Genomic DNA, 23,813 nt, shown 5'->3' on the forward strand with positions numbered 1-23,813 from the left:
GGCTCTTTTTTAAGCTAATTTCTAATTAAACAAATAAATCTTAGAATTTACCTGTGCAGTGTGGACTTTGGCTGGCATCTTTCTGTGCATCAGTCAGCACAATACCCGTACCCGCTGACATATTAGCTTGAATGAAATCTACAGCATTGGCATTTTGACATACGATTGCTTGTGTATGAGTTGCATTCGGTACAATTGTTAAGTTATAGCCCTTATCGTAAGCTGCTTGTGGGAAAAACTTCAAAGCATTCGCTTTCATATTCGTGAATAAGCTTTGCGTTACCACAGGCAACACCGCTTGATCTTTTTCGCCTTGAATAATAAATACCGGTGTTTTAATAACTTTCTCGGCTGTAGCATTTGTCGCAGGCTGGGTCGCTGTCAAAAAGTTTTGAACAACTTGGTCTGCTTTGAATTTATTCAGATCAATACCATACTGTGCAATTTGATGCGTAGGGTCTGCCAAGTAAGCTAAAATACCCGCCTTAAACTTCGCTTGTAAACCATTTGCACTATCAGGTGTAGGGTAACTTAAACAAGCACCATCATCCCCTGTACGACCATAAGCCAATTCCGCAATGTCAGCTGCTCCCGATGTAAAAATTGCCTTCAAATCATAGTTTGGTTGTTGTGCTTTAATGCCCGCACTTGCTAAGGCTGCATATGCTAACAATTCAGCATAACCATCAGCAATTTGGTCAATCATCGCCTGACCTTCAGCTTCTGTAATCAATTTATTAGCTAGTGCATAACGAACTTGTAATAAGTTCTCATCCAATTTATTTACTTGCTTAGGTTTTCCAGTTGCATCAAGATTAAATTGTGGGTCAATATAAATTTGAATGATTGTTCCCAAACTTGATGCAGGTGCTCCGGCTACAGCACCTTTATAACTTACATCCGTATTAGCAAACTCAGCGGTACCCAATGATGCATGGCCACCTTGAGACTGACCAATCGACATCCAATCACCTTTTAACTGAGCACCGTAATGCTCTTTTACTGCTTTAACTGCAGCTAATGCTGATTTTGCTTCGCTAGATAAGTTTAAGTACGGATGTACCCCTGGTGTGCCTAAACCCTCATAATCTGGTGCCACAATCACATAACCCGCCGCTAATAAAGACTCAGCAAGGATTTTAAACCGCGGATTAATAGTATTTTTGCTTGGTGCACAACCATCACCCACCCCAACAGTTCCATGTTCCCATACCACTACACGATAACCATCTTTCGGTTGTGTTGCTTTTGGAAACAGTACCATTGCTGTAGCAGTTGCTGTTTTTCCTTGAACATTTGCCATGTTATAAGTCATTACTTTGATCGTTGAAGCATTATCAACTTTATCAATTGCGTAATTACTTTCTGAGACATAAGCTTTATTTGTATCTATCCCTGTATAGTCATCATCATCGTCATTACACGCTGTAAGAAATAATGCTGAAATTGATAATGTTATAGCTAAAGCAATTTTTGACCGTTTCATAGAATATCCTTTTTATGTGTTATTTATTCCGCATATTTTTATGCACAAATATTAAGACATAAAAAAAGTGCTCTGCATAGAACACTTTTCAACCTCACGGTCATTTTTACTATATGAAATTTAAAAATATTCCTAGAAAAATGATTAATCCAACCCAGCGATTGTGACGAAATGCCCAAAAACATACTTGAGGGTTGCGGTCTTTGGTTTTAATTGTTTGATATACAAAATCAAAGGTCACTACAACTAAAGCAATAATTGCCCATGGGAATAAGATATTTTCTAAATATAATGCAGTACCAATCAAAACAAGACTAGTTGCTTGTAAAAGAGCAATAATCTGGATGTCATATCGACCAAAAAGAATAGCGGTAGATTTCACACCAATTTTTAAATCATATTCACGGTCCGTAATTGCATATTGAGTGTCAAAAGCCACTGTCCAAGCCAGATTACCAAAATAAATTAGCCAACACGTTATATCTAAAGGCTTACCCATTGCAGTAAATGACATTGGAATACCCCAAGAAAATGCCATACCTAACACGACTTGCGGTAAATGGGTATAACGTTTCATAAAAGGATATATAAATGCTAACGCCAAGCCCCCTAATGCACAGTAGAACGTCGCGATAGGTAAAAAGAACAGCGTACAAGCACTGGCAAATACTAATGCTAAAAACACATACACCGCTTCTCTTGGACTAATTACTCCTGTTGCCAAAGGACGTGTCTTCGTACGCTCAACATGTCCATCCACTTTTCGATCAGCAAAGTCATTAATTGCACAGCCAGCGGCACGCATAAAAATTGTACCTAATACCATCGCCAAAAGAATATGTAGAGGTGGCATTCCCTCTGCTGCAATCCAAAGTGCCCACATGGTTGGCCAAAACACCAGTTCTGTTCCAACGGGCTTATCAAATCGACATAGATAATAATAAGCCTCTAAACGCTGACGCCATGTTGTACCTGTTGCAGTCGTCATAGTAATTCCTTGTCGTGCTGCTGATTTAAAAAAGCTTCAAAAGCCGGTAAGAATGTCTCTTGAACAATAAATTTACACCCATGCCAAGTATAGCAACTTTGTCGTGTCCAGCCCTCAGGCAAACGAATGACACGACGGTCACAAAGTGGTGTTGTTCTCTGAAATAGAAAAAAGCCAATTGGCTTAGACCCAATGTGCTGAAATATACGCGCTTTTTTTTGTAAACTTTGAATTGGAAAAATACTTTTTGCTTTCACCCACGGCTCTGCTTCACAACCATATAAATAGGTTTCCCTTACCCATGAAGTATGAGCATGAGGCATGTTCATCCATTGACTATCTGCCAAAGTTAAACGCTGAAAGTGTTCTTTAAAAGGCTTCACGCTGAACTGGCCACCACCAAGCTCAGTTAATTGTTGAGTCAGAGAACCAGACGCATACAACCATATTTTCAACTCAGGATTTAAAGCCTTTTCCTGTTTAAGTACTGGTTGTCGTTTACGCATAATCTGCTCACATGAAAACTCGCACTTAGTTTACTCCAATTTTTTGATAAAAAACGTAGAGAATTCAATCAACATTCCAAGCAATAAAAAAGCCTGCATATGCAGGCTTTTTTACGAAATACGTATTACAAGCTGTAGTACATATCGAATTCAACTGGGTGAGTAGTCGTGTTAAGACGACGTACATCTTCAGTTTTAAGTTCGATGTATGCATCAAGCATTTCTTTAGTGAACACGCCGCCTTTTAACAAGAATTCGTGATCTGCTTGAAGTGCTTCAAGAGCCATATCTAAGCTATGAGCAACTGTTGGGATTTTTGCTTCTTCTTCTGGAGGAAGATCATACAAGTTCTTATCAGCAGCTTCGCCCGGATGGATCTTGTTTTGAATACCGTCAATACCAGCCATTAACAATGCAGCGAAACCTAAGTACGGGTTCATCATTGGGTCTGGGAAACGAGCTTCGATACGCTTACCTTTAGGGCTAGAAACGTATGGAATACGGATAGAAGCAGAACGGTTACGTGCTGAGTAAGCAAGCATAATTGGTGCTTCGAAGTGAGGAACCAAACGCTTGTATGAGTTTGTAGATGGGTTTGTGATTGCATTCAATGCACGAGCGTGCTTGATGATACCACCGATGAAATACAATGCCATTTCTGAAAGGCCTGCATATTCATCACCAGCAAACAAGTTCTTGCCATCTTTAGAGATAGACATATGAACGTGCATACCAGAACCGTTATCACCTACCATTGGTTTAGGCATAAAGGTTGCAGTTTTTGCATATTGATGTGCAACGTTCCAAACAGCATATTTGAACTGTTGAACTTCGTCAGCTTTACGTACAAGTGTATTGAAGCTCACACCAATTTCTAACTGGCAAGAAGCAACTTCGTGGTGATGTACTTCTACACGACCTGGGCCCATAATGTCTTCGATTTTTGCACACATTTCTGCACGCATATCTTGTGAAGAATCAACTGGAGGAACTGGGAAGTAACCGCCTTTAACACGTGGACGGTGACCAGAGTTACCAGACTCGTAGTCTTTACCAGTAGACCAAGCAGCTTCTTCAGCGATTAATGTATGACGAGCGCCAGACATATCGATGTCCCATTTCACTTCGTCAAATACAAAGAATTCTGGTTCTGGACCAAAGAATGCAGTATCACCGATACCTGTAGATTTTAAGTATTCTTCTGCACGGCGAGCAATCGAACGTGGGTCACGCTCATAACCTTGACCAGTTGAAGGTTCAATAACGTCACAAGTCACAACTACAGTTGGTTCAGCAAAGAACGGGTCGATAAAACCAGTTTCCGCATCTGGACGTAAAATCATGTCAGATGCTTCAATGCCTTTCCAACCAGCGATTGAAGAACCATCAAACATTTTACCGTCTTCAAAAGTATCTTCATCAATAGAATCAGCTGGGTAAGTTACGTGCTGTTCTTTACCCTTAGTATCAGTAAAGCGAAAATCGACCCATTTTGCGCCACTTTCTTGTATGAGTTGAAGGACCTTGTTCGCCATGCTCATTTTGCTCCAATGAAATTTTGTTGCACTTGTTAAGTGCGTGTTAGTTGCTGGTATTTATATAGCAATTCTCATACCAACTTTATAAGACTTACCTAAAACATTGAATTGCTTATAACTATCCATGATTTAGGCCCCTTGTCTTGAACCCATTATACTGTTTGCATAGTTAAATGCACCATATTCAGACATTTTCAAATTATGGCATACAAGAATAGCTCGCAATCGCCCTAATTTAGTGCAAAATTGTTGCGCTAATATGAATCACCGCATCAATATCTAACAGTAATTTGTGATCATAATACTTTCTTATATAGAAATCTGACTTTCTTACTGTAATGCTTAAAAATAATAATCTATTCCCGATGGAACTGTTAATTTCTAAATTAGACGATGGTATCTACAATATGCCCTTGCCAAAAAAGTTTGAACATAAATACGATTTCTAAGTAACTCTACACAATTTTTTTAAATAACATCAATTACCACTCTTCACTGTCCATCCATAGAAAGGTTGAGGTTTTAAAGTGTTAATTTAATTTTTCTTATCGTAGTTTTACGCTAGGGCTGGTCTGGTCAGCTTTGGTGCATCAAGAGGAATCTTTTCGACTGATAATTTCAATTTTCTAATTTTTTACCATTTGTTATATACCTTTTTTATACATGACCAACTTGCTTTTTCATTTTAAAAAATCTAAAAAATAAAAACATAAATTTTGGTTATAAATAAACAAACTAAAAGTTATGTTTATAAAAAACATAAAATCATTCAAGGATTTGAATAATGAAACATGAACTTGAACAATCTGATAAAGCATTTTTCGGTCATCCAAAACCACTAAAAACTTTATTTTTTACAGAACTTTGGGAAAGATTTTCTTATTATGGAATTCGGCCTTTACTCGTTCTTTATATGGTTGCTATGGTGAATGACGGTGGGCTAGCACTTGACCGTCCAACCGCTGCAGCAATTGTTGGGTTATTTGCAGGCTCTATGTATTTAATGACTGTTTTTGGTGGTTGGATTGCCGACAACTGGTTAGGTCAGGCACGATCGGTCTGGTATGGTTCCATTATTATTGCACTAGGTCATTTATCAATTGCCCTCACTACCATTTTTGATCAATTCTTTTTTTATTTCGGTTTAGTCCTTATTGTTATTGGCTCAGGATTATTTAAAACCTGTATTTCCGTAATTGTGGGAACATTATACAAAGCTCAGGATAGTAGGCGCGATGCTGGTTTTTCCATTTTTTATATGGGAATTAATTTAGGTTCTTTTATTGCTCCTCTTCTTACAGGCTTATTAGCACGTGATCATAACTGGCACTTAGGTTTTGGAATCGGTGGCCTTGGGATGTTAGTTGCATTACTTATTTTTCGTGTATTGGCTGTTCCTCAGTTACAAACTTTTAATGAGTTACGTCAAGAAAATGACAATTGGAATAAACCTGTCGTGCAAAACAAAAATGCACCAAAAATTGCTTTCTCCTTTTTACTATCTGTTGCAGTCGTTATTGCTCTTACCTTATTTGGTGTCATTCATATCAATCCGGTCGAGGTAGCAACTTATTTAACAGTTGGGATTGGCATCGGCATTATTGCTTATTTTGCATATTTACTTCTTTTCCTGAATTTAGAGCAGCATGACAAATTTAAAATTATTATTTGTTTTGTTTTATTAGCAGCCTCTGCCCTATTCTGGTCAGCTTTCGAACAAAAGCCCACAACTTTTACTTTATTTGCACAAGACTATACAAATCGTATGTTTTTTGGATTTGAGATTCCAACTGTATGGTTTGAATCAATTAATGCCCTATTTATTATTATTTTTGCCCCAGTTGCAGCATGGCTTTGGGCAAGACTGGGTAAATCAAATAAAGACCCAAGCTATATCAGCAAATTTATTATTGCATTGTTATTCGCTGCAGGTGGCTTTCTTGTTATGTCTTTTGCTAGTCGTTTCGCAATTGCTGGCGGGCTAGTTTCACCATTTTGGTTAGTAGGAACTTTATTTTTACTTACCATAGGAGAACTGTGTTTAAGCCCAATTGGGCTATCAACCATGACTAAACTTGCACCTGATGTCATACGCGGTCAAATTATGGGGCTATGGTTTACTGGCACAGCTTTAGGTAATCTCATCGCTGGTCTTATTGGCGGGCATGTATCAGCAGATAATATTGATCATTTACCGAATCTCTTTATGCGATGCGTTTTGGCATTAGTCGTTGGTGCAATCGTGTTATTTTTATTAAAGAAACCTATTAATAGATTAATGAACAAAAGTACCAGTAAAGTTCAACCTGAGTTGGAAACTATATGAGCGTTTTAACTGTTCCAGAAAAACTTGAGAAACTTCGTCAACTCATGCGCAATCAGCATATTGATGCTTTGATTGTGATGAGTGCCGATCCCCATATGTCAGAATATTTACCAGACTACTGGAAAGCAAGGCAGTGGTTAAGCGGTTTTAGTGGTTCTGTTGGTACGCTTGTTGTGACCCAAAAGTTTGCAGGTCTATGGGCGGATGGTCGCTATTGGGTACAAGCAGAACAACAACTCGCTGGAACTGGCTTTCAATTACAAAAACTGACCAGTGATGAAACTTCTACACATCTCGCGTGGATTGAGAAAAATCTACCAACTGGTTCGGTCATTTCAGTAAATGGCCAAACATTATCCATTCAACAATTTAAGGCGCTCGAACATACTGCACGAGTTAAGAATTATAAACTTGAAACCCAGCAAGATTTAGTCGGAGAGTTTTGGTTAGACCGTCCTGAACTTCCATCAGAAAAAATCCATTTAATGCCTGAAGGGTTAAATGCCCTCTCACGTAAAGAAAAAATTCAGGCAATTCGCGAAAGCTTAGCTAACAAGAATATTGCGGGTCATTTTATTTCATCTTTAGATGATATTGCATGGGTCCTAAATGCACGTGGGCAAGATGTAGAATATAACCCTGTTTTTCTTTCTCATTTTTATATTAATGCAGAGCAAGCTATTCTTTTTATTGATGCTGAAAAAGTTGATGTAAGCATTCAACAAGCTTTAGCAGCCGATGGTATTGAAATTCGTAACTACGAAGATACCGCTAAGTTTTTATCGAATATCTCTGATACCTCTGTACTTTTAGATCCAGCCAAAGTCTCGATTTTTCATGAACAAGCCATCGCAAAAGATATTCAGGTTGTTTACGACATCAACCCAAGTACACTTTTTAAATCGTGTAAACATGAAAGCGAAATTGCTCATATCCGTCACGCAATGGTTAAAGATGGAGTCGCTCTTTGCCACTTTTTCCACTGGTTAGAAAAAGCACGTCATCATGGTGAAAGCATTTCAGAACTCACTATTGATGAGAAAATTACGGCTTTCCGTGCTCAGCAAGATGGATTTATAGGACCGAGTTTTTCAACGATTGCTGGCTTTAATGCTAATGGTGCTCTACCCCACTACCGTGCAACTGAAGAGCACTATTCATTTATCGAAGGTGATGGTCTATTACTCATTGACTCTGGCGGCCAGTATGTTGATGGAACAACGGATATTACTCGTGTTGTTCCTGTAGGCACGCCAACAGGGCAACAAAAACGTGACTATACTCTGGTTTTAAAATGTCATATTGCTTTAGCAAAAACGATTTATCCAGAAGGTTTAGCTGCACCACTACTTGATTCAATTTGTCGTAATACTTTATGGCAACATGGTCTAGATTATCGACATGGAACAGGCCACGGCGTGGGCTTTGCACTTAACGTTCATGAAGGCCCGCAAGTTCTTTCTTATTACGCGCCTATCCATGCCTACAGCAAATTGCGTGAAGGAATGATTATTTCTAACGAGCCAGGCTTATACCATGAGGGACAATATGGTATTCGTATTGAGAATCTGGTTGCAAACAGACTTCACTCAGGGTTTGAGAAAACCTACGGCGATTTCTTAGAGTTTGAAACGCTGACCCTTTTCCCGATTCATTTAGATTGTATTGTGGTCGATATGCTTAATGATGAAGAGAAAGACTGGTTAAATGGTTACCACCAAACTGTTCAAGAAAGACTAGCTGAACACTTGTCGGGCGATGTTTTAGATTGGCTGATTTATAACACACGTAAAATTTAATCTTCTTTTTAATTAAGTAAGGCAGAATAGTTTTTTATTTACAATAGAAGGTTATTCTGCCTGCGTTGTACTTATATATCATTTCAAAAAGGCTCACTTCTTAAAGCCTTTTTTCTGCAAATTTCTAACGAATGAAATAGTTAAACTGGTTACTTCTTTTTTTGCTATATTAGCCCATTAGAAAGCGGCTTCTTATTTTAAAACCTAAAAAGCCTTTTCTGAAAACGGGTATCAATATGGGTAACTATTTTAGTCACTTATTAAATATATTTTAATTATCATGAGGTTAAGTTCATCATGCTTCTAATGATCGAAAAGAAGTATTAAACAAATCTAAGAAAATCTAGCAAAATTTATAAATCTGCAAATTATTGAAAATTATCAAAAAGACAAATCTAAGCAAATCTAGACAAACTATGCAAAATCACTAATCTTGAGTATCATTTTGAGTATGACCTTAAAAACCGAAAACGGATACTCAAGATTTCATGTTAAGCGACTCAAAAATCAGAAGTGCAAAACCAAAAGAAAAGCTTTATAGAATTGGTGATTCAGACGGGTTGTGTATTGAAATTAAACCTAATGGAAAGAAGTATTGGCGCTATCGTTTCCAGTGGCTTAAGAAAACTCAAATGATGAGTTTAGGTGAGTACCCTATTATTGGCTTAGCCGAAGCACGTACAAAACGAGATGAGGCTAAATCATTAGTAGCAAGTGGTATAAATCCAATCGAAGAAAAAGAAAACCAAAAAAAGGCTAAATCTGATGAGTATGAAAATAGAGTTCTCTTTAAACATGTTGCTGCAGAATATAAAGCTGAAAAATTAAATAATCGTTCAGAGAGATACCAGGAAGCTTTTCAACGCGCCCTAGATAAAGATATTTTAAAAGTTATTGGCGATAAAGATATTAAAGAAGTCACCTCAGCAGACGTTTTGACAATTATGAAAAAGACGATTGCACGAGTTAAGCGTCAAAAAAACCATGGTACCGGAGAAGTATCAGCAATCCAAAATCGTACTTTTATTGGTGGCGTTATGCGTTATGCGATCGCCACACTTAGAGCTGAGTATGATCCAACATACGCAGTCAAAAACGTTGTTGAACGGCCTGACATAGAACATGCAAGACCAATGGAAAAGCATGAGGCTGCACAACTTAGAAATAAATTAAGTAATTATGGCGGTTCTACTACAGTTCGAAATGCTGGACTTGTAATGCTCTACTCAATGCTTAGGACTATCGAGATTCGACGTATGAAATGGGATTATGTTGATTTCGAAGCTAGAACTATCACATTCCCCAAAGAGATGATGAAAAAGAAGCGCATACATATCGTCCCTATGTCTGATCAGGTCTTCAACATTCTTCAAGAGCAACGTAGTCTAGTTGGTAATCGTGAATATGTATTCCCTGCCATTTATCAAGATGGAATGCTTTCAGCTACCACAATGAATAAAATGCTTGATTATATTGGCTTATCTGATGTAACGGCACATGATTTTCGTGCTACAGCTTCCACGCTTTTAAATGAAAAAGACTACGATGATAAGTGGATTGAAAAACAATTAGCACATGCGGATGGTAACAAAACTCGTGCTACTTATAACCATGCAAAGTATTTAGAAAGCAGACGCAAAATGTTGCAAGACTGGGCAGATATTGTTGATAGTTGGGCCAGTTAAGAAGCCCTTAAATGTAAAATCACTTACTAAATAATTGAGAATTAGCAAATGAAAGATTGGGTTTACTTTTATATCGAACACACAATTAAGTATGGGGAACCATTCTATAAAGAAATCGGTTGGTCATTGGGTTTGAGAAATAATTATATTATTGTAAGTATGTCTCGAAGTTAATCGATTTATGATGATGCTATCATGGACTGATCGTGTAGATAAAACGATACATTAAGATTTTTAATTAAGAATGCTTTAGAATTATTAACTTTTGGGGTTAAACTTTATGTCCGATGAACTATTTATATTCAGCTATGATGATGATGAAGATGCATTAAATACGCTCGCGAGATATTACCAAACAACTAAGGAACATATTCGTTCTAAATGGAGAAAATTAAAAATAGTTTATAGAGAATATCAGGAAAGTCATCATCAAACTTATTTTTTAATGGGAATTATTGGGTTTTTGGGATCGGACCCATTAGATATTTCAAATCCTGTTTTTAAGATATTTTTTTATCATCGAACTGGTTCTGATGGTACTAAAGAATGGTTTTCAAAAGGACTTTTAAATTCTAAGGATGGTATTGTTAATTTTGTTGCTAATATACATTCACAGTATCCTGATTTAGGTATTTCAGATTATGAAAGCCAGATGTTAGCAAAAGATTCACAGAAACATGGCCCTCTATATTATAGCACCGGTACTACCTCTTTGGGTCCATTTGGTTTTTATCGTAAAGAAGATGCATGCGCACTTACAGAACAAAGATCATTTTTAAATCTTTCAGAAATTTTTTACGATGTCGCCCATAATTCACCAATTTATAGTGATTTAATCGAAAAATTACATCCAACTGTTGTTAAATTCTGGGTAGAAAAACCTACGAAGTATATTGATAATTATTTGCTTACTTATTGGATGTGTTTATTAGATAAAAGTATAGAACCTGGTGATGATGTAGGACGGGGTCAGAATATCCCATTTGAAAATATTGAGGAAGTAATTAAATTACCAAAATATATCGATACTGATAGTTTAGTGCACGAAATCTAGAATCAAATAATTTACTTTATGGAGATTTATGTTTAGTTTAGAACCCCAAAAAAAGAAACCATTTTGGAAGGAGATGGATTTCTATAAAGAACATTGGAGTATTATAGTTTTTATACCTGCCTTACTAGGTGGTATATTTCAAATTTTTAAACTTTATTCAATTGACCCATCTTTTGTACGTTTTTTTGCAGTTGAGCAAGTTATTCCTGATGGATTATTTATTTCTTTTATAATTTCATTTAGTTTCTTATGTTATTTAGTTATTTACAAATACTATAATTTTGATATGAAAATTAAATACGGATGGAGTTTTAAAAACATTATATATAATATAAGAAATAGATTTGTAGTTTTACTTATTCTTGGAGTTTGCATTATTTACATTTATTTAATAGAACCTATATTTAAAGAAACCACACCATTTTTATTCACTATAATACAATTTGTAGCTGAACTCTTCTCTCTATATTACTTTTACGAAATATTATCAATTATCACAATATTATATATATTAAGAAACTTTAGCGACAATAACAAACCAACAAAGACTGAACGGCAAATTGCGATAGATAATTATTTTAATAATTTAAATTTTAATTTTTTTGTTTTATTGATTCTTAGTCTATTAACAATTTTAGTTATATTTTTTATATTATTTAAGATATTTATTATTTACTCCAAAATAAACACTCTCCCACAAACAAAAAATGAAGAAATTTTTTTAAACAAAATACAATCAACATTCCAGATATCTCATGATCTGAAAATTGAGTATTACAATGGTAAATATATTTTTATTAAAATTACTGAAAAAAACCACAAAGAAGATTTCCTAATTTTGAAAGGTGAAAGCTTTGTAAATCTAATAGACAAAGATGAGAAATAAACTTATATATTGATTTAAAGAACTAATAATTTTTTATTTTAAGATTTTATCGAGGTTCCTTATGTGCTCAAACTATGAACCAATTGCTAAAGATAGAATTCATTTATTGGATCTGTTTGAGCCAACATTTGAATATAAATCTCACATATACCCTAACTATGAAGCTCCCCTTCTATTCTCTAAAAAAGAACAAATGGAATGGCGATTGGCTAGGTTTGGTTTAGTCGCTCCATGGGTTAAGGAACTTAAAAAGGTACACAACACTTACAACGCAAGAACTGAGACAGTTCATGAAAAGCCTAGCTTCCGAAATGCATGGAAGAAAAACCAATTCTGTTTAATCCCTGCAGATGTGATTTTTGAACCAAAGTACATTAACAATAAGCCAGATTGGTGGGGGATTTATAGGAAAGATGATATGCCTTTTACAATTGCCGGCATTTATGAATATACGGTAATCAACGGCGAAGAAATCAGATCTATGAGCATGCTCACAATTAATTCTGATCACCACCCTTTCATGAAGCAATTCCATGCCCCTACTGATGAAAAGCGCTCTATTATTGTTATTCCACCAGAACTAAGAGATGACTGGCTGCACTGTAAACATGAAGAAGCTAAGGATTTTTTCTTAGATATGCCTGCTGATGAGTTCGTAGCACAACCAAGATCAGAATTGAAGAAATTCCGACCAAATGCACAATAATGTGCGACAAGTAATGACTAGTCATTATTTATCCACAACTTTTTAAATTTGAAATTCAACTGTGCTCTAGCATATCATCTTGAATATGTTACAAATTCAAGTTAGGGGATATTCTATGAGCGAAATTGCACCATCCATTATCCAGATAAAACCGTACCTCACACAAGGTATTGTTTTATCTGAAGCCTTATCTATCAAGCAAGTTGTTCCAACAACACACATACTTGTGCCTTATGCTTTAGAGAAGATCAACGCTGGCTTCCCCTCTCCGGCGCAAGATTACATAGACAAAGCTCTCGATATGAATGAACACTTAATAAAAAATGAAACTGCAACTTTCATTGTTAAAGTAGCTTCCCTTTCAATGCTGAATGCAGGTATTGATATTGATGACGAACTAATTGTCGATCGCAGTCTCGATGCAAAACACGGCGATATTGTCGTGGCACTAATCGATAATGATTTTACAGTTAAGCGTCTAATGATCGATGAAAAAGGCCAATGGCTAAAAGCGGAAAATCCAGATTACAAAGATATTCATTTATTGGATGGCCAAGAATTAATAATTTGGGGCGTTGTCACCTGCATCATTAAAATGATTAGAAACTCATGAAACATGAGAACAAAGTCTTTTTCTTAATTGACGTCAATAACATGTACGTCTCTTGTGAGAGAGTCTTTGACCCAAGTTTAAACAACAAACCTGTGATTGTTCTTAGCAATAATGATGGATGTGCAGTTGCTCGCAGCAATGAATCAAAAGCGCTAGGCATTAAAATGGGCGTTCCCCTATTCCAGATCAAAGATATTGTTCAGCAACATAACGTAATCGTACTTTCAAGCAACTATGCAATGTATGCAGAAATGTCGAGACGTTTTCATAAAATTCTGAGCTCGTATGTAACCGCAGAGGAAGTTGAACCTTATTCGATTGATGAATGCTTTGTTGATTTCTCAGCTTATGAGAAGAACTTTGATTTAGAGAAGGTTGGCCAACAAATGCGGCAGCAAATATGGAAATGGCTCGGTTTACCAGTATGTGTTGGAATCGGCAGAAGTAAAACAGAATCTAAGATTGCTAATCATATTGCTAAAAAGAATCCCGGTTTTAACAGTGTATGCGATCTGGTGTCCATGGATCCATGCAATAAAGAATACTATTTTTCATTGATTGATGTTTCAGAGGTTTGGGGTGTTGGTCGTAAGCATTCAAAAAAACTACATGGAATGGGAATCAATACAGTCCTTGATCTAGCTTGTGCTGAGCCGCGCGAAATGCAGAAAAAATTTTCGATTGTTATGGCCCGCACGATTTACGAGCTACAAGGTATCTCATGCATTGAGATCGAACACACTCCCCCATCAAAAAAGCAAATTGTCGCTTCAAGGTCTTTCGGTGGTCGTGTAACTGAACTAACGGATCTAAAAGAAGCTATCTCTATGTATGCTCAAGATGCATGTAAACGCTTACGTGATGAAGGGCTTTTATGCGGGTGTATGATTGCTTTTGTACAGTCAAACCCATTTGATCCAAATGTGCCGTTCTATAACAAATCAATCACAGGCTCTTTTTCAGAACCGACTGATTGCGCTGTAGATTTTGTCAAAGCAGCGACAAGGATGTTGAACGAAATCTATAAAGAAGGGATTAAATATAAGAAGTGCGGTGTTGTGCTGACAGGACTTGAGCCCAAAACTGGCCATATCTATGACCTCTTAACCGACTTTGAGCACATAGAGAAAAAGGAATGTTTGATGAAAGCTATGGATGGTATCCATAGTAAGTTTGGAAAGAAAAAAATTAGTGTTGGACCATGTTTTATTCCTGGTCGAAACTGGTCGATGTCGCGGGATAAATTGAGTAGAAATCCCTTTAGATGGGATGAATTACTTACAATAGTAAAATAAGAATGACTATTCCTAATTAATATCAATTATCTATATTGAAAAAAATTCAAATATATTTAATATTTTCAAATTATTTTTTTAAAAACTATAGGAAAATAATGGCTATTGAATCTTATGACATTTCCGTTCATTCAATTTAGTCATAGCATCTGCTAAAAATACCCATATCACTATAATCGTGTCTGGATAACAAAGCCCCTCATGTAAAACAGGGGGCTGCTCGATAACTAAAGCTTTAGATTAAAATTTATAGACACACCAAAATCTAAATAGATCATATAATCTAATTATTTAAGTTTACTATTACTTTTACTACAAACTGCTTGAACGAGTTGCCATCCAACACTACCACCAGGAGGAGACAAAATATCAGTTTCATTAATAAAAGAATTAATTAGCTTTCCATCCTTGTACATGTAAATATCAGCACTATTAATCGTTTCATTTTTGCAATCTACATAATTGTTTATTTTAGTATTCATTTTCAGATTTTTGTCGGTTAAGTTGGTCCAAACATTAAATACATTTGGTTTAACCTCTTTTAAAGAATCAAGGTCTAACGCTGATACCTGATTACCCTCACCTGAAGTGGCATATGTTTTCCATTGAGCTCCAAAACTTAAACTTGGAACCAGTAATGCAACAATTAAAAATATTTTTTTCATAGAGTAGGAATATCTAATAAATTCATTTTTGAAAATATATTATATATCAACTTGGTAACCATTTTAATAAATTTAAGCATTGGTAATCTTTAATCGATGTAAAGAGATAAATTGAGTTAAAATCTCTTCCGTTGGGATGGTTTATTAGTTATAAATCAATAAATTTTCCAGATAGATACGGTTATGCGCTTAAATAAAGATAATGTGATCAATGCGTTCTGTATATTTTCTCTAGTCATAATTATGTGTGTAATTATAATTCTAGTTTTAAAATTATTTTTTGGTCAAAAAATAGATATTGGGTTCATCAAGGATATCTTCTCTATCGGTTCGACTCTGGCTGCTGCATTAATTGCAATAGCACTTTTTAGCGATTGGAAAGAACTACATAATAAACAGGTCCAAAACGATTTTGCTCTAAAGACTTATAATCAATTTAAAAAATTTGAGTTATCGTTATTTAAAGCTAATGATACGTTTTCAGGCTTATCAAATATCATCGATTGGCATAGTGATATGGAGCTACAACTTGATGCCCCCGAGGTTAAAGAAAAAAGAAATGACATGAATCTAATGTTTTCGCAAATACATGAAGCTGAATATGAATTTAAGAACTTCATGAGTCAATTGGTTGACTATTGCGTAGTTACTAACCAAGGAGATGATTTTTTAATAATTCAAAAAGACTTATATAGACAATTTTTTAAATATTATAACAATGAAGAAGAACTTTCATACTCTTCATATAATCAATTCTGGCAAAATTATAATTACTTATTTGAAGAGTACTTATTATTAAGAACAAATACATATGAAAAGGTTATAAAGGATATTTTGTATAAATTGCAAGAGCACTTAAATTAATGTTGCCATCTTTAAACATTTTAAAAATGTGAATAATTTTGCTCAAAACCAATTGATTTTATTAAAAATGAGCAAATATTTTCTCAATTAAAGCCCTCCGTAGAGGGCTTTTACATAAATGCAAGTATTAACAGAAACTCTTATTCAAGAGCCTTCACAATCGCAATATGTCTTGTTTTACAGTCATTATATTTTGCAACTGTATCAACTGACCAGATCATTAAATCTTTGCCAGTTGTACCCTTAATTTCATTTAAATTAGGGCATGGCTGGATTAGGTTAGCTGGTATTACCGGCTTTGATAAGATCGTTGACTTGGTACACCCCGTCAGCATCAATACAGCTAGACTTATAAACAGGACGTTCAATGATCTTTTGCACTTCACGTGTAATTGTTTCGACTTTAGTGCTTTGCTCTGCTTTGATTCGCTCATAGTCTGCGCTCACTTTATTGATCTGATTCTGCTTTTCTGCAATGGCTTCTAAGTTTTTCTTTTCAATTTTCTGGATCTGTGACAAGCACTTTTGATCAGCTTCTTTTAGCTGACCAGTCCTGTGATTAAGCATGGCCAAACAGATGACCAATAAAAAAGCGAGAAAACCAATAATGATTTCTCGCCAAAATTTAGCAGCAAATACAATCCACATTACTGCGCTCCTATACATTTCGCATGTCTTTCTACTTGTCTGGTCCAAACTCCATAGCAGCCATTTTTACGAATAGAGCAGTCACGCTTTGCAACGTACTTATATTTAAGTAATGAGTCGCAAGCAGCTTTATATTGACCAACCTTCAAATGCTTAAGTATTGAAGATTTTGCGAATGTTGGCACACCGTACTGATATGAAAAATCAAGGTAAAGGTCATACTCGGTCTGTGATAATTTCACCACCTTTAATGAATCTTTAAATGCAACTTCACGTTTAGACACATCATTACGTAACCATTTATCTGCGGTCGCACGTGTAATTGGTGGATCCGTCATTTTTACTGGTGAGCCATCTGGCTTAAATGTCGAACCATGGCCCTGAGTTGGGCGATCCCCCTTAACCGGAATTACCGGCTTTGATGTATACCCCTCATCAACTTTTACGCCCATAAAAAAAGCAGCCGAAGCTGCTAGTAAACCCACCGCATATTTAGTCTTGTTTGACATTACAGTCACCTTTTAACTTTTCGATCCGAAGTTCATATTCAGCCTTTCTTAATTTGTGTTCGACTCTCTCACGGCGATTACGTGCAATAGCAAAATAGATTTGAATAACCAAACCAAGTGCCGCAATAAATAAACCACCCCACGCAATAACATCAATTTTTGCTATAAATCCAATAAACGACCCCACACCAGTAGTTGCTGTTACTTTTTGCGTTATTGTTGCTGCACCAACCCCGAATGCAGACTGGGTTTCAGACATTTTATTTCTCCAGAAATAGGCAATAAAAAAGCACCCGTTTGGGTGCTGTTATTTCTTCATTTCAATTACACTTAATGTTCTTGAAGTAATCATGAAAGTATTGTTAGAACTGATATTCAATGGAATATTAACACCCTCCTGTCGAGCAAAACCCGCTTTAAGTTCATATGTAATATTGCCAACCGTACTATTATCATCAATAGCAGAAACGATAACCGCAGTCCCGTTGAAATTGACATTAATAGTACCAGTTTCAAGATTTGCCCCTAATGAACCCCGTCCAATTAAATTTCCATTCCGATATATAGAAATATAAAAAGAAGCCATGGCCCTGTCATTTGCTGCAATTGGATTACCTCGTCCGTCACTTACACTAAAAGCGCCAAAAGTAGGTGTGCAAATATTTACTGAAGCATCAATTCTAACTTTTCCACCACTTCTATTTAGCGTTACTTGTAAAAGTGTACCTATATGATTTTCCCACGCTGATAGGTGGTTGTTAAAATCATTATTAGGCAACCCACCAGTTGATCCCCCTGAAAAACTATTGATAGTTTTGATATCAATTGCTTTAACTCCTATCGGTACAGTTACAGCCTCATCCTTGATCTTTAGAGTATCAATTGCGCCATCTTCAATATTCGCAGTTTTGACTTTAATTGTCCCCAAGTCTGCACTAATAGTACTTAAGTTTTCAGCCCAGATTCGATTCGCATTGATATACCCAAAACTAGCATTATCGACATACAAACCACGAGGAATGACAGTACCGTTAGGCAAAGTCACAGGCGTATTTTGCAATGTCATTAAGGGTTTTGGCTCAATACCATCTATACCCACTGGAGTACCAAATTGAATGCAGTCATAGTTAAAAATGAAAGTTGAAGTAGTTCCATCATTCATTGATCCATGGCCTGAAACATGACCATTTACATCGAACTTGGTAAACTGCTGAGCATAGATACCATCCACACTTTCAGTGACATTTTGAATAGAAGCACTATTCTCACCGACTTTAGTTTGCAACGTTTCCGTTACTTTTATCGCTGAAGAAATAGCACTAGCATTCGCATTGATTTTTTGCTGAAACAAAGCATTGCTGTCATTCAATTGTGCAGATACTTGATCTGTGCGTTTGGATTGTGCCAAATCACCTTCGATACGAGCAGATTGCTCTGACCATACCCCTGCATAACCACCGTCATTACCAATTAAGTCAGATTCAGATCCAATTAAAGGTGGATTTAACTGTGCATAAACACCGTCAATTCTCGTTGTCTGAGCAATGATCATGTTATCAACATCTTTAATGTCTGACTTAACCTGCTCAAGTGCACCAGTCGAAGCTTTATCGTCAAGCTCAAGATTAATTAAATCAATTGCCTCAGCATTTGCCGATGACTGCTCAACTGCTACCTGTGCCGACTGGCGTACAGTTGCAAGAGCACTATCATTGCTTGCGATATAGTTATCTATTTTTTGAACAGTTACCCTATCACCCTCAATTCGAGCTTGAACCTCTTGTTGAGCGTATGCACGTAAATCATTAACCTCGACAACTGTAGTATCTATACGTTTGCTTAGTGCAATATCTCCTTCGATCATTGCCGATTGAACTGACCAAGTTCCTGCGAAGCCCTGATCATTACCAATCAAATCTGACTGAGAGCCGATCAATGGTGGATTTAACTGTGCATACACGCCATCGGTCTTTTCAGCAACAAGTGAGAGATCATTTGCAACAACCCGAATACTTTCTTGAGCCGCTGCAATTCCCTCGTCACTTGACTGTTTAACAGTATTTACGACTTCAAGAACACCTTCATCACCTGCAATAATTTGCTGTGTTAAACCATCTTTCGCTTGTTGAATAGCGTTTTGACGATCAATGACTTCTTGTGCAATTCGATCTTTCGTATTCTGAATGTCTAGCTTAATTGGACCTATTTCCGCATCAATAGTCTCAATATGATCAATCTTGGTTTTAAGATCCTGATTGAGCTGAGATTCACTGATTTGATCATTCAAGAGCTCAAGAACGTCTGTAGCATCGGCAGAAGTTGTCGCATGAGTCCAGTCCGACCATGGCCCAATATTTCCAATCCTGTCGATCAACCGCCCCCGATAAAATTGAGTCAGATTTGGCTGTAAACCTTGCAGAGTATGAGTCGTCGTTGGATACGCAAATAAGCCTAATTGGGCAATATTGCTGGTACCATCCGGTGAAACTTGAATTTCAGTATAAGCTGTATCAAGCGCACCGGTTGCAGGAAAGCCCCAATCAAGTTTTATACCAAATAAGATTCCTGTCGCTTGGATAAATGCCAATTTTGGCGGTAAACCTTGCTTTCCAGAAAGTTCAGTCAAAGTTGAATAAACTGGTAAAGAAGCAATCTCAAATGCTGAAATTGCCGTTACACGTGCTTGATACTGCCCCGCATAAATACCAGGAACTTCGACTGAATTATTGCCGGTTACTGGAAGCTTAATCCAGCTGCCGTCATCTTTACGCCACTCAACTTGATATTTAACCGCGCCCTTAGCCTGCGCCCAAGATACTATCATTATCGCCACGTTGATGCCCTGATCAACTCGGCTTTCACTAGTAACAACGACATCAGTTACAGGATCCTGAATTGTTGGGTTCACAATCGAAATCGGGACCTCATCAAAATAAGCGCCCTTATCAATGGCATCAAATTTGGCTGGGTTATATTGAAGTGCAGTCACTGAAAATTGATGATGCTCATCTTGGGTAATAGAAATCACTCGAAACTTCATTGTTGCCAAGTCTTGAGCATCTATAACCCATACATTTTGATTGGCAATAGCATCAAATTCATGAGTAACAGTAACAACACGGCCTGAGATTGATTGAACAATTCGTGTTTGAGCTTTGCCATCCTCGCCATTAATAATAAGTCGATCACCAGCAACTGCCACAACATCATCACGATCTAGCGTAATGCTTTTACGATCAGCTGAGATTTTAGAAACACGACCACCATTAGCTCGTCCTGCAAATAGAGGATCCGCAATATCAATAACTCTTCCCGGCTGCGGAATATGGCCATCCAGACCAACTTTGAAACTGACGGTTCGAGTTTCTAACTGCTCAGACTTTAATGCCCACCAGCCTGCTCGCTGCGCTTGCCCACGCGAAGTACATCCCCAAGCATCAATTTCCGAAATACGAACTTGGCCAGCTTCTGAAATCGCTTTTTCATCCCGAACAAATTCATATTCTGTTTTGTAATGATTAGCTGGGTTATCCCAAGCCACTTTTACAACATTGTGCCGATCCCGTGCACGGGTACCTGAGTACTCAAAATTGCCACCAATGACATTGGCACGCGTATAAGTGAAATATGTATCTTGGGGAATATCCGCATCGCAAATAATGCTATTGCCATCCCAAAATGTTATCGCACGGAATACACCAGCTAACTTAGTTAAAATTTCAAAGGCACCTTCCGCACTTTGAAGATAAACATTACAAGTGAAACGTGGTTCTTGACCGCCTAATCCGTCCGGTACTAACTCATCACAATATTGAGCTAAACGATATAAAGACCACTTATCAACCATTAGCGGAGTTAAGCGGTCACCCAAAGCATAACGGTCTACTGTGCATATATCATAATAGATCCATGCCGGGTTATTGGAATATGCCTCTTTGAAAGTACCGTCCCATATCCCAACATATTGTCGTGTTGCGGGATTGTAGTTAGTAGGAACCTTTAGAATTCTTCCCTTTGTATCTGCTGCTACTTTAGCAACGTTTCCAAAAGTCTCTGCATCATATTGAAGGCCCAATAATGCTGTATTTGGGTAACGTAATTTCGCATCAATGACTTCAGTCACTGCTTCAATATACATCTTGTCACTGACATACTCTGACGTTGAGTTCGGTGTAAGTCTGCGAACACGTATGAGCCAACCTGAGTCAGCTCGAGGCAAATCAATACGATGAGCTCGTTCATAATTAGCAGAAGTTTTATCTGAAATCTTTGTTTTTAAAACTTCAGTCCAGATACCACCATCAGTCTGCAAATCAATTGCGTATTCGATTGTAATGCCCGACACATCACCATTTGTGGCGTTTTGACTGCGCAAAGGTCCCCATTTTAAGCGTAAACGAACTGCATCGAGATCTAGATTGCTAAAAGCACGGACCCATGGTGTTTCCGACTTTAATTCCACATCGATGGCAGTTTCACTTTCTACTGAAGGGAAGCCTTCAATGTACTCTTGATCATTAGTGCCATTTCGAAAATCAACTTTTACATTTTCAAAGTTGAAACCACCATTTGAATTTTGAAGTGGTGTTTCTTCTAAATAAATCGATTGAAGCCCATTTGCTAAACCTTCAATTTCACCTTCTGCTAACCCATATAAAACCTTGATATATGTTTTTGATTGAGCTGAATCTGGTGAAATGACAGGCTGCCGTTGTTTATCACTGCCTTTCTTTGCGCCTAGTACTGCATTCATAAGAAATCTCACGCAATAAAAAAGGCGCTAGCAAGCGCCTGTTAAATAATTAAAATTTACATCTGATCTTCAGAATATTGGCCTGCACTCACAATGAAACCACCGATTTCACGTTGTCCATATAAAATTGGTACTGGGTTGCCCTGAGCAACTGTTGTGACCGCACCGCCAAAGCCTTTATTGGCACGGTTGCCATCTTGGTTCTGGTCTTGAGTATTATCAATTTTTGGCATGAGCATCATTGCGACACCACCGACCATCATACCGATACCTGCACCTATCACAGAAGGAGCGTAAGCTGCTGCTGGCGTATACATCATAATTACACCAACCACTACCATCACAGCACCAAGAATAGTTTGCAATGTGCCATTCCCACCAGCCCCAACAACTCGTGGAACAATATGAATAACATCAGCTTCTGTAGACATATCGAGCTGCTCTTCACCAATGTTATCGCCGGTAATGAGCCGCTTAGTTTCATGGTCATAAATTGCTGGGCGTTTCTTGCCTCGCTTATTACTTGAGTTCTTACCCTTTAAAAACACGGCAAAGCGTAGGCCATGCTCATGTGCATGCAACATAAAGTGTTCAAAGCCAGAAATTTGAACAGATAATGCCCGCATTGCTTCGCGAGTATTTGCGACATCGAGCTTAAATTCACGACCAAACTTTTGCCCCAAGATGCCGTACAACTTAATTGTTTTTAACATCTCTATGCCTCAAGATTTTTACCGTTCTGGTTGACCATTGCGGTCCATAGATTTCACGTATAGATTTACGGCCGTGAAGCTGATGCAAAATTAATGTATTGCCAATACAAGGTTCAGTATCTTCGGACTTGAGCATTGCATTATCACCAAGCCAAATGATGCAATGATTTGGGTGTTCTGTTCGTGGTACTCGACAAATCAACATATCTCCATATTGCGGAGTGTCCACTTCATAGAAACCAGCTTTCGGAAAGTTATCAATCAAAATTGACGGATGATCTTTGTCTTCCCACCACCCATCTTTTCGTTCAAAGTCTGGCAATTTAATACCAAATTCGAGGCCATAAAAGTCACGAACCAATGCATAACAATCCTGATAATGGTGAATATAGTTTCTTCCAACCAATGGAGCGCGATAGCCACAAGGCTCGTAAACTTGCAAGTCAAGATCCGGATATGAACAAATTACCCATGGCTTTTTATGGAGTTCAATTTGGATACGATCTAAATCAGTAGCTCGGGTCGTGCCATCTGGATGCGAATGAACATAAGCTTGAATTTCACCCTGATTTTCTGCAGACACGAGATCTTCAGGGTCGATTTCAAAATTAGTTGTTTTATCCTGTTTAATGATGCCATTTTGATCATAAATTGTTGGGGCAATATTAGTGCATGGTAAATATTTACCACCGACAATTAACCCACAACATTCTTCCGGATAACATTTTTCAGCATGGGCCATGATCGCTTTTTTAATTTTTGCTGTCAGTTTCATAAGA

General features: G+C 37.2%; 19 protein-coding genes and 1 pseudogene. 9 read left to right on the forward strand and 11 right to left on the reverse strand.

The window, feature by feature from the left end:
• Positions 1-40: 40 nt before the first annotated feature.
• From RMA94_RS17340 to glnA, 4 genes are all read right to left on the reverse strand, one after another.
• Entirely contained in the window at positions 41-1,486 is a 1,446-nt protein-coding gene (locus RMA94_RS17340; protein WP_311083830.1) for a lipase family protein, read from the reverse strand.
• Between the two features lie 109 nt (positions 1,487-1,595).
• Positions 1,596-2,474, reverse strand: a complete 879-nt coding sequence (gene ubiA / locus RMA94_RS17345; RefSeq protein WP_311083831.1) for a 4-hydroxybenzoate octaprenyltransferase — start codon at positions 2,472-2,474, stop codon at positions 1,596-1,598.
• On the reverse strand, positions 2,471-2,980 hold the full coding sequence (locus RMA94_RS17350) for a chorismate lyase (protein WP_311083832.1): 510 nt from the start codon (positions 2,978-2,980) through the stop codon (positions 2,471-2,473). Before RMA94_RS17350 ends, ubiA begins: the two co-directional genes overlap by 4 nt.
• Positions 2,981-3,105: 125 nt before the next feature.
• Entirely contained in the window at positions 3,106-4,521 is a 1,416-nt protein-coding gene (glnA, locus tag RMA94_RS17355; RefSeq protein ID WP_002052696.1) for a type I glutamate--ammonia ligase, read from the reverse strand.
• 761 nt (positions 4,522-5,282) lie between these two features.
• Between glnA and RMA94_RS17360 the strand changes: the two are divergent.
• The 8 genes and pseudogenes from RMA94_RS17360 (at position 5,283) to RMA94_RS17395 (ending at position 14,882) form a co-directional block, all read left to right on the forward strand.
• A pseudogene (locus tag RMA94_RS17360) lies at positions 5,283-6,844 on the forward strand (peptide MFS transporter).
• Complete coding sequence (locus RMA94_RS17365) at positions 6,841-8,643, forward strand: aminopeptidase P family protein (RefSeq protein ID WP_311083833.1); 1,803 nt, start codon at positions 6,841-6,843, stop codon at positions 8,641-8,643. The pseudogene RMA94_RS17360 and the gene RMA94_RS17365 overlap by 4 nt, the downstream one beginning before the upstream one ends.
• Positions 8,644-9,131: 488 nt before the next feature.
• A complete protein-coding gene (locus tag RMA94_RS17370; RefSeq protein WP_311083834.1) occupies positions 9,132-10,328 on the forward strand; it encodes an integrase arm-type DNA-binding domain-containing protein in 1,197 nt (398 codons plus the stop codon).
• 280 nt (positions 10,329-10,608) lie between these two features.
• Positions 10,609-11,382, forward strand: coding sequence for a hypothetical protein (locus RMA94_RS17375; protein ID WP_311083835.1), 774 nt, complete (start codon positions 10,609-10,611; stop codon positions 11,380-11,382).
• A 28-nt stretch (positions 11,383-11,410) separates the two neighbouring features.
• On the forward strand, positions 11,411-12,268 hold the full coding sequence (locus tag RMA94_RS17380) for a hypothetical protein (protein WP_009390364.1): 858 nt from the start codon (positions 11,411-11,413) through the stop codon (positions 12,266-12,268).
• Between the two features lie 61 nt (positions 12,269-12,329).
• The gene (locus RMA94_RS17385) at positions 12,330-12,974 is read left to right on the forward strand and encodes an SOS response-associated peptidase family protein (RefSeq protein ID WP_311083836.1); all 645 of its coding nucleotides are present in this window, start codon (positions 12,330-12,332) and stop codon (positions 12,972-12,974) included.
• A gap of 115 nt (positions 12,975-13,089) precedes the next feature.
• Positions 13,090-13,587, forward strand: coding sequence for a LexA family transcriptional regulator (locus RMA94_RS17390; RefSeq protein WP_150378125.1), 498 nt, complete (start codon positions 13,090-13,092; stop codon positions 13,585-13,587).
• Positions 13,584-14,882 carry a DNA polymerase thumb domain-containing protein gene (locus RMA94_RS17395; RefSeq protein ID WP_311083837.1) on the forward strand — a complete coding sequence of 433 codons (1,299 nt, stop codon included), beginning with the start codon at positions 13,584-13,586 and terminating at the stop codon, positions 14,880-14,882. Before RMA94_RS17390 ends, RMA94_RS17395 begins: the two co-directional genes overlap by 4 nt.
• Positions 14,883-15,169: 287 nt before the next feature.
• Here RMA94_RS17395 and RMA94_RS17400 read toward each other — a convergent pair whose 3' ends face one another.
• On the reverse strand, positions 15,170-15,547 hold the full coding sequence (locus RMA94_RS17400) for a surface-adhesin E family protein (RefSeq protein ID WP_311083838.1): 378 nt from the start codon (positions 15,545-15,547) through the stop codon (positions 15,170-15,172).
• A 183-nt stretch (positions 15,548-15,730) separates the two neighbouring features.
• Here RMA94_RS17400 and RMA94_RS17405 point away from each other — a divergent pair, with 183 nt between their 5' ends.
• Positions 15,731-16,411, forward strand: coding sequence for a hypothetical protein (locus tag RMA94_RS17405; RefSeq protein WP_311083839.1), 681 nt, complete (start codon positions 15,731-15,733; stop codon positions 16,409-16,411).
• 279 nt (positions 16,412-16,690) lie between these two features.
• On the opposite strand, the gene RMA94_RS17410 is transcribed toward RMA94_RS17405, so the two are convergent.
• From RMA94_RS17410 to RMA94_RS17435, 6 genes are read right to left on the reverse strand one after another with little or no spacing between them, the layout of a single operon-like run.
• A complete protein-coding gene (locus RMA94_RS17410) occupies positions 16,691-17,059 on the reverse strand; it encodes a hypothetical protein (RefSeq protein ID WP_311083840.1) in 369 nt (122 codons plus the stop codon).
• Positions 17,059-17,568 (reverse strand): lysozyme, encoded by a 510-nt coding sequence (locus RMA94_RS17415; RefSeq protein ID WP_311083841.1) that lies wholly within the window; start codon positions 17,566-17,568, stop codon positions 17,059-17,061. Before RMA94_RS17415 ends, RMA94_RS17410 begins: the two co-directional genes overlap by 1 nt.
• The gene (locus RMA94_RS17420) at positions 17,552-17,827 is read right to left on the reverse strand and encodes a holin (protein WP_086321571.1); all 276 of its coding nucleotides are present in this window, start codon (positions 17,825-17,827) and stop codon (positions 17,552-17,554) included. The genes RMA94_RS17415 and RMA94_RS17420 overlap by 17 nt, the downstream gene beginning before the upstream one ends.
• Before the next feature lie 48 nt (positions 17,828-17,875).
• On the reverse strand, positions 17,876-22,321 hold the full coding sequence (locus RMA94_RS17425) for a phage tail protein (protein ID WP_311083842.1): 4,446 nt from the start codon (positions 22,319-22,321) through the stop codon (positions 17,876-17,878).
• 56 nt (positions 22,322-22,377) lie between these two features.
• The gene (locus tag RMA94_RS17430) at positions 22,378-23,034 is read right to left on the reverse strand and encodes a tail assembly protein (RefSeq protein WP_311083843.1); all 657 of its coding nucleotides are present in this window, start codon (positions 23,032-23,034) and stop codon (positions 22,378-22,380) included.
• On the reverse strand, positions 23,018-23,809 hold the full coding sequence (locus RMA94_RS17435) for a Mov34/MPN/PAD-1 family protein (protein ID WP_311083844.1): 792 nt from the start codon (positions 23,807-23,809) through the stop codon (positions 23,018-23,020). Before RMA94_RS17435 ends, RMA94_RS17430 begins: the two co-directional genes overlap by 17 nt.
• Positions 23,810-23,813 lie beyond the last annotated feature (4 nt).

The sequence above is a fragment of the Acinetobacter sp. V115_6 genome (assembly GCF_031799025.1).
Taxonomy (GTDB): Bacteria; Pseudomonadota; Gammaproteobacteria; order Pseudomonadales; family Moraxellaceae; genus Acinetobacter; species Acinetobacter pittii.

What these genes read in the sequence shown, in the direction of transcription:
- RMA94_RS17340 (WP_311083830.1), bottom strand. Translation starts at nt 1,486, where the DNA reads ATGAAACGGTCAAAAATTGCTTTAGCTATAACATTATCAATTTCAGCA.
- ubiA (WP_311083831.1), bottom strand. Translation starts at nt 2,474, where the DNA reads ATGACGACTGCAACAGGTACAACATGGCGTCAGCGTTTAGAGGCTTAT.
- RMA94_RS17350 (WP_311083832.1), bottom strand. Translation starts at nt 2,980, where the DNA reads ATGCGTAAACGACAACCAGTACTTAAACAGGAAAAGGCTTTAAATCCT.
- glnA (WP_002052696.1), bottom strand. Translation starts at nt 4,521, where the DNA reads ATGAGCATGGCGAACAAGGTCCTTCAACTCATACAAGAAAGTGGCGCA.
- RMA94_RS17365 (WP_311083833.1), top strand. Translation starts at nt 6,841, where the DNA reads ATGAGCGTTTTAACTGTTCCAGAAAAACTTGAGAAACTTCGTCAACTC.
- RMA94_RS17370 (WP_311083834.1), top strand. Translation starts at nt 9,132, where the DNA reads ATGTTAAGCGACTCAAAAATCAGAAGTGCAAAACCAAAAGAAAAGCTT.
- RMA94_RS17375 (WP_311083835.1), top strand. Translation starts at nt 10,609, where the DNA reads ATGTCCGATGAACTATTTATATTCAGCTATGATGATGATGAAGATGCA.
- RMA94_RS17380 (WP_009390364.1), top strand. Translation starts at nt 11,411, where the DNA reads ATGTTTAGTTTAGAACCCCAAAAAAAGAAACCATTTTGGAAGGAGATG.
- RMA94_RS17385 (WP_311083836.1), top strand. Translation starts at nt 12,330, where the DNA reads ATGTGCTCAAACTATGAACCAATTGCTAAAGATAGAATTCATTTATTG.
- RMA94_RS17390 (WP_150378125.1), top strand. Translation starts at nt 13,090, where the DNA reads ATGAGCGAAATTGCACCATCCATTATCCAGATAAAACCGTACCTCACA.
- RMA94_RS17395 (WP_311083837.1), top strand. Translation starts at nt 13,584, where the DNA reads ATGAAACATGAGAACAAAGTCTTTTTCTTAATTGACGTCAATAACATG.
- RMA94_RS17400 (WP_311083838.1), bottom strand. Translation starts at nt 15,547, where the DNA reads ATGAAAAAAATATTTTTAATTGTTGCATTACTGGTTCCAAGTTTAAGT.
- RMA94_RS17405 (WP_311083839.1), top strand. Translation starts at nt 15,731, where the DNA reads ATGCGCTTAAATAAAGATAATGTGATCAATGCGTTCTGTATATTTTCT.
- RMA94_RS17410 (WP_311083840.1), bottom strand. Translation starts at nt 17,059, where the DNA reads ATGTGGATTGTATTTGCTGCTAAATTTTGGCGAGAAATCATTATTGGT.
- RMA94_RS17415 (WP_311083841.1), bottom strand. Translation starts at nt 17,568, where the DNA reads ATGTCAAACAAGACTAAATATGCGGTGGGTTTACTAGCAGCTTCGGCT.
- RMA94_RS17420 (WP_086321571.1), bottom strand. Translation starts at nt 17,827, where the DNA reads ATGTCTGAAACCCAGTCTGCATTCGGGGTTGGTGCAGCAACAATAACG.
- RMA94_RS17425 (WP_311083842.1), bottom strand. Translation starts at nt 22,321, where the DNA reads ATGAATGCAGTACTAGGCGCAAAGAAAGGCAGTGATAAACAACGGCAG.
- RMA94_RS17430 (WP_311083843.1), bottom strand. Translation starts at nt 23,034, where the DNA reads ATGTTAAAAACAATTAAGTTGTACGGCATCTTGGGGCAAAAGTTTGGT.
- RMA94_RS17435 (WP_311083844.1), bottom strand. Translation starts at nt 23,809, where the DNA reads ATGAAACTGACAGCAAAAATTAAAAAAGCGATCATGGCCCATGCTGAA.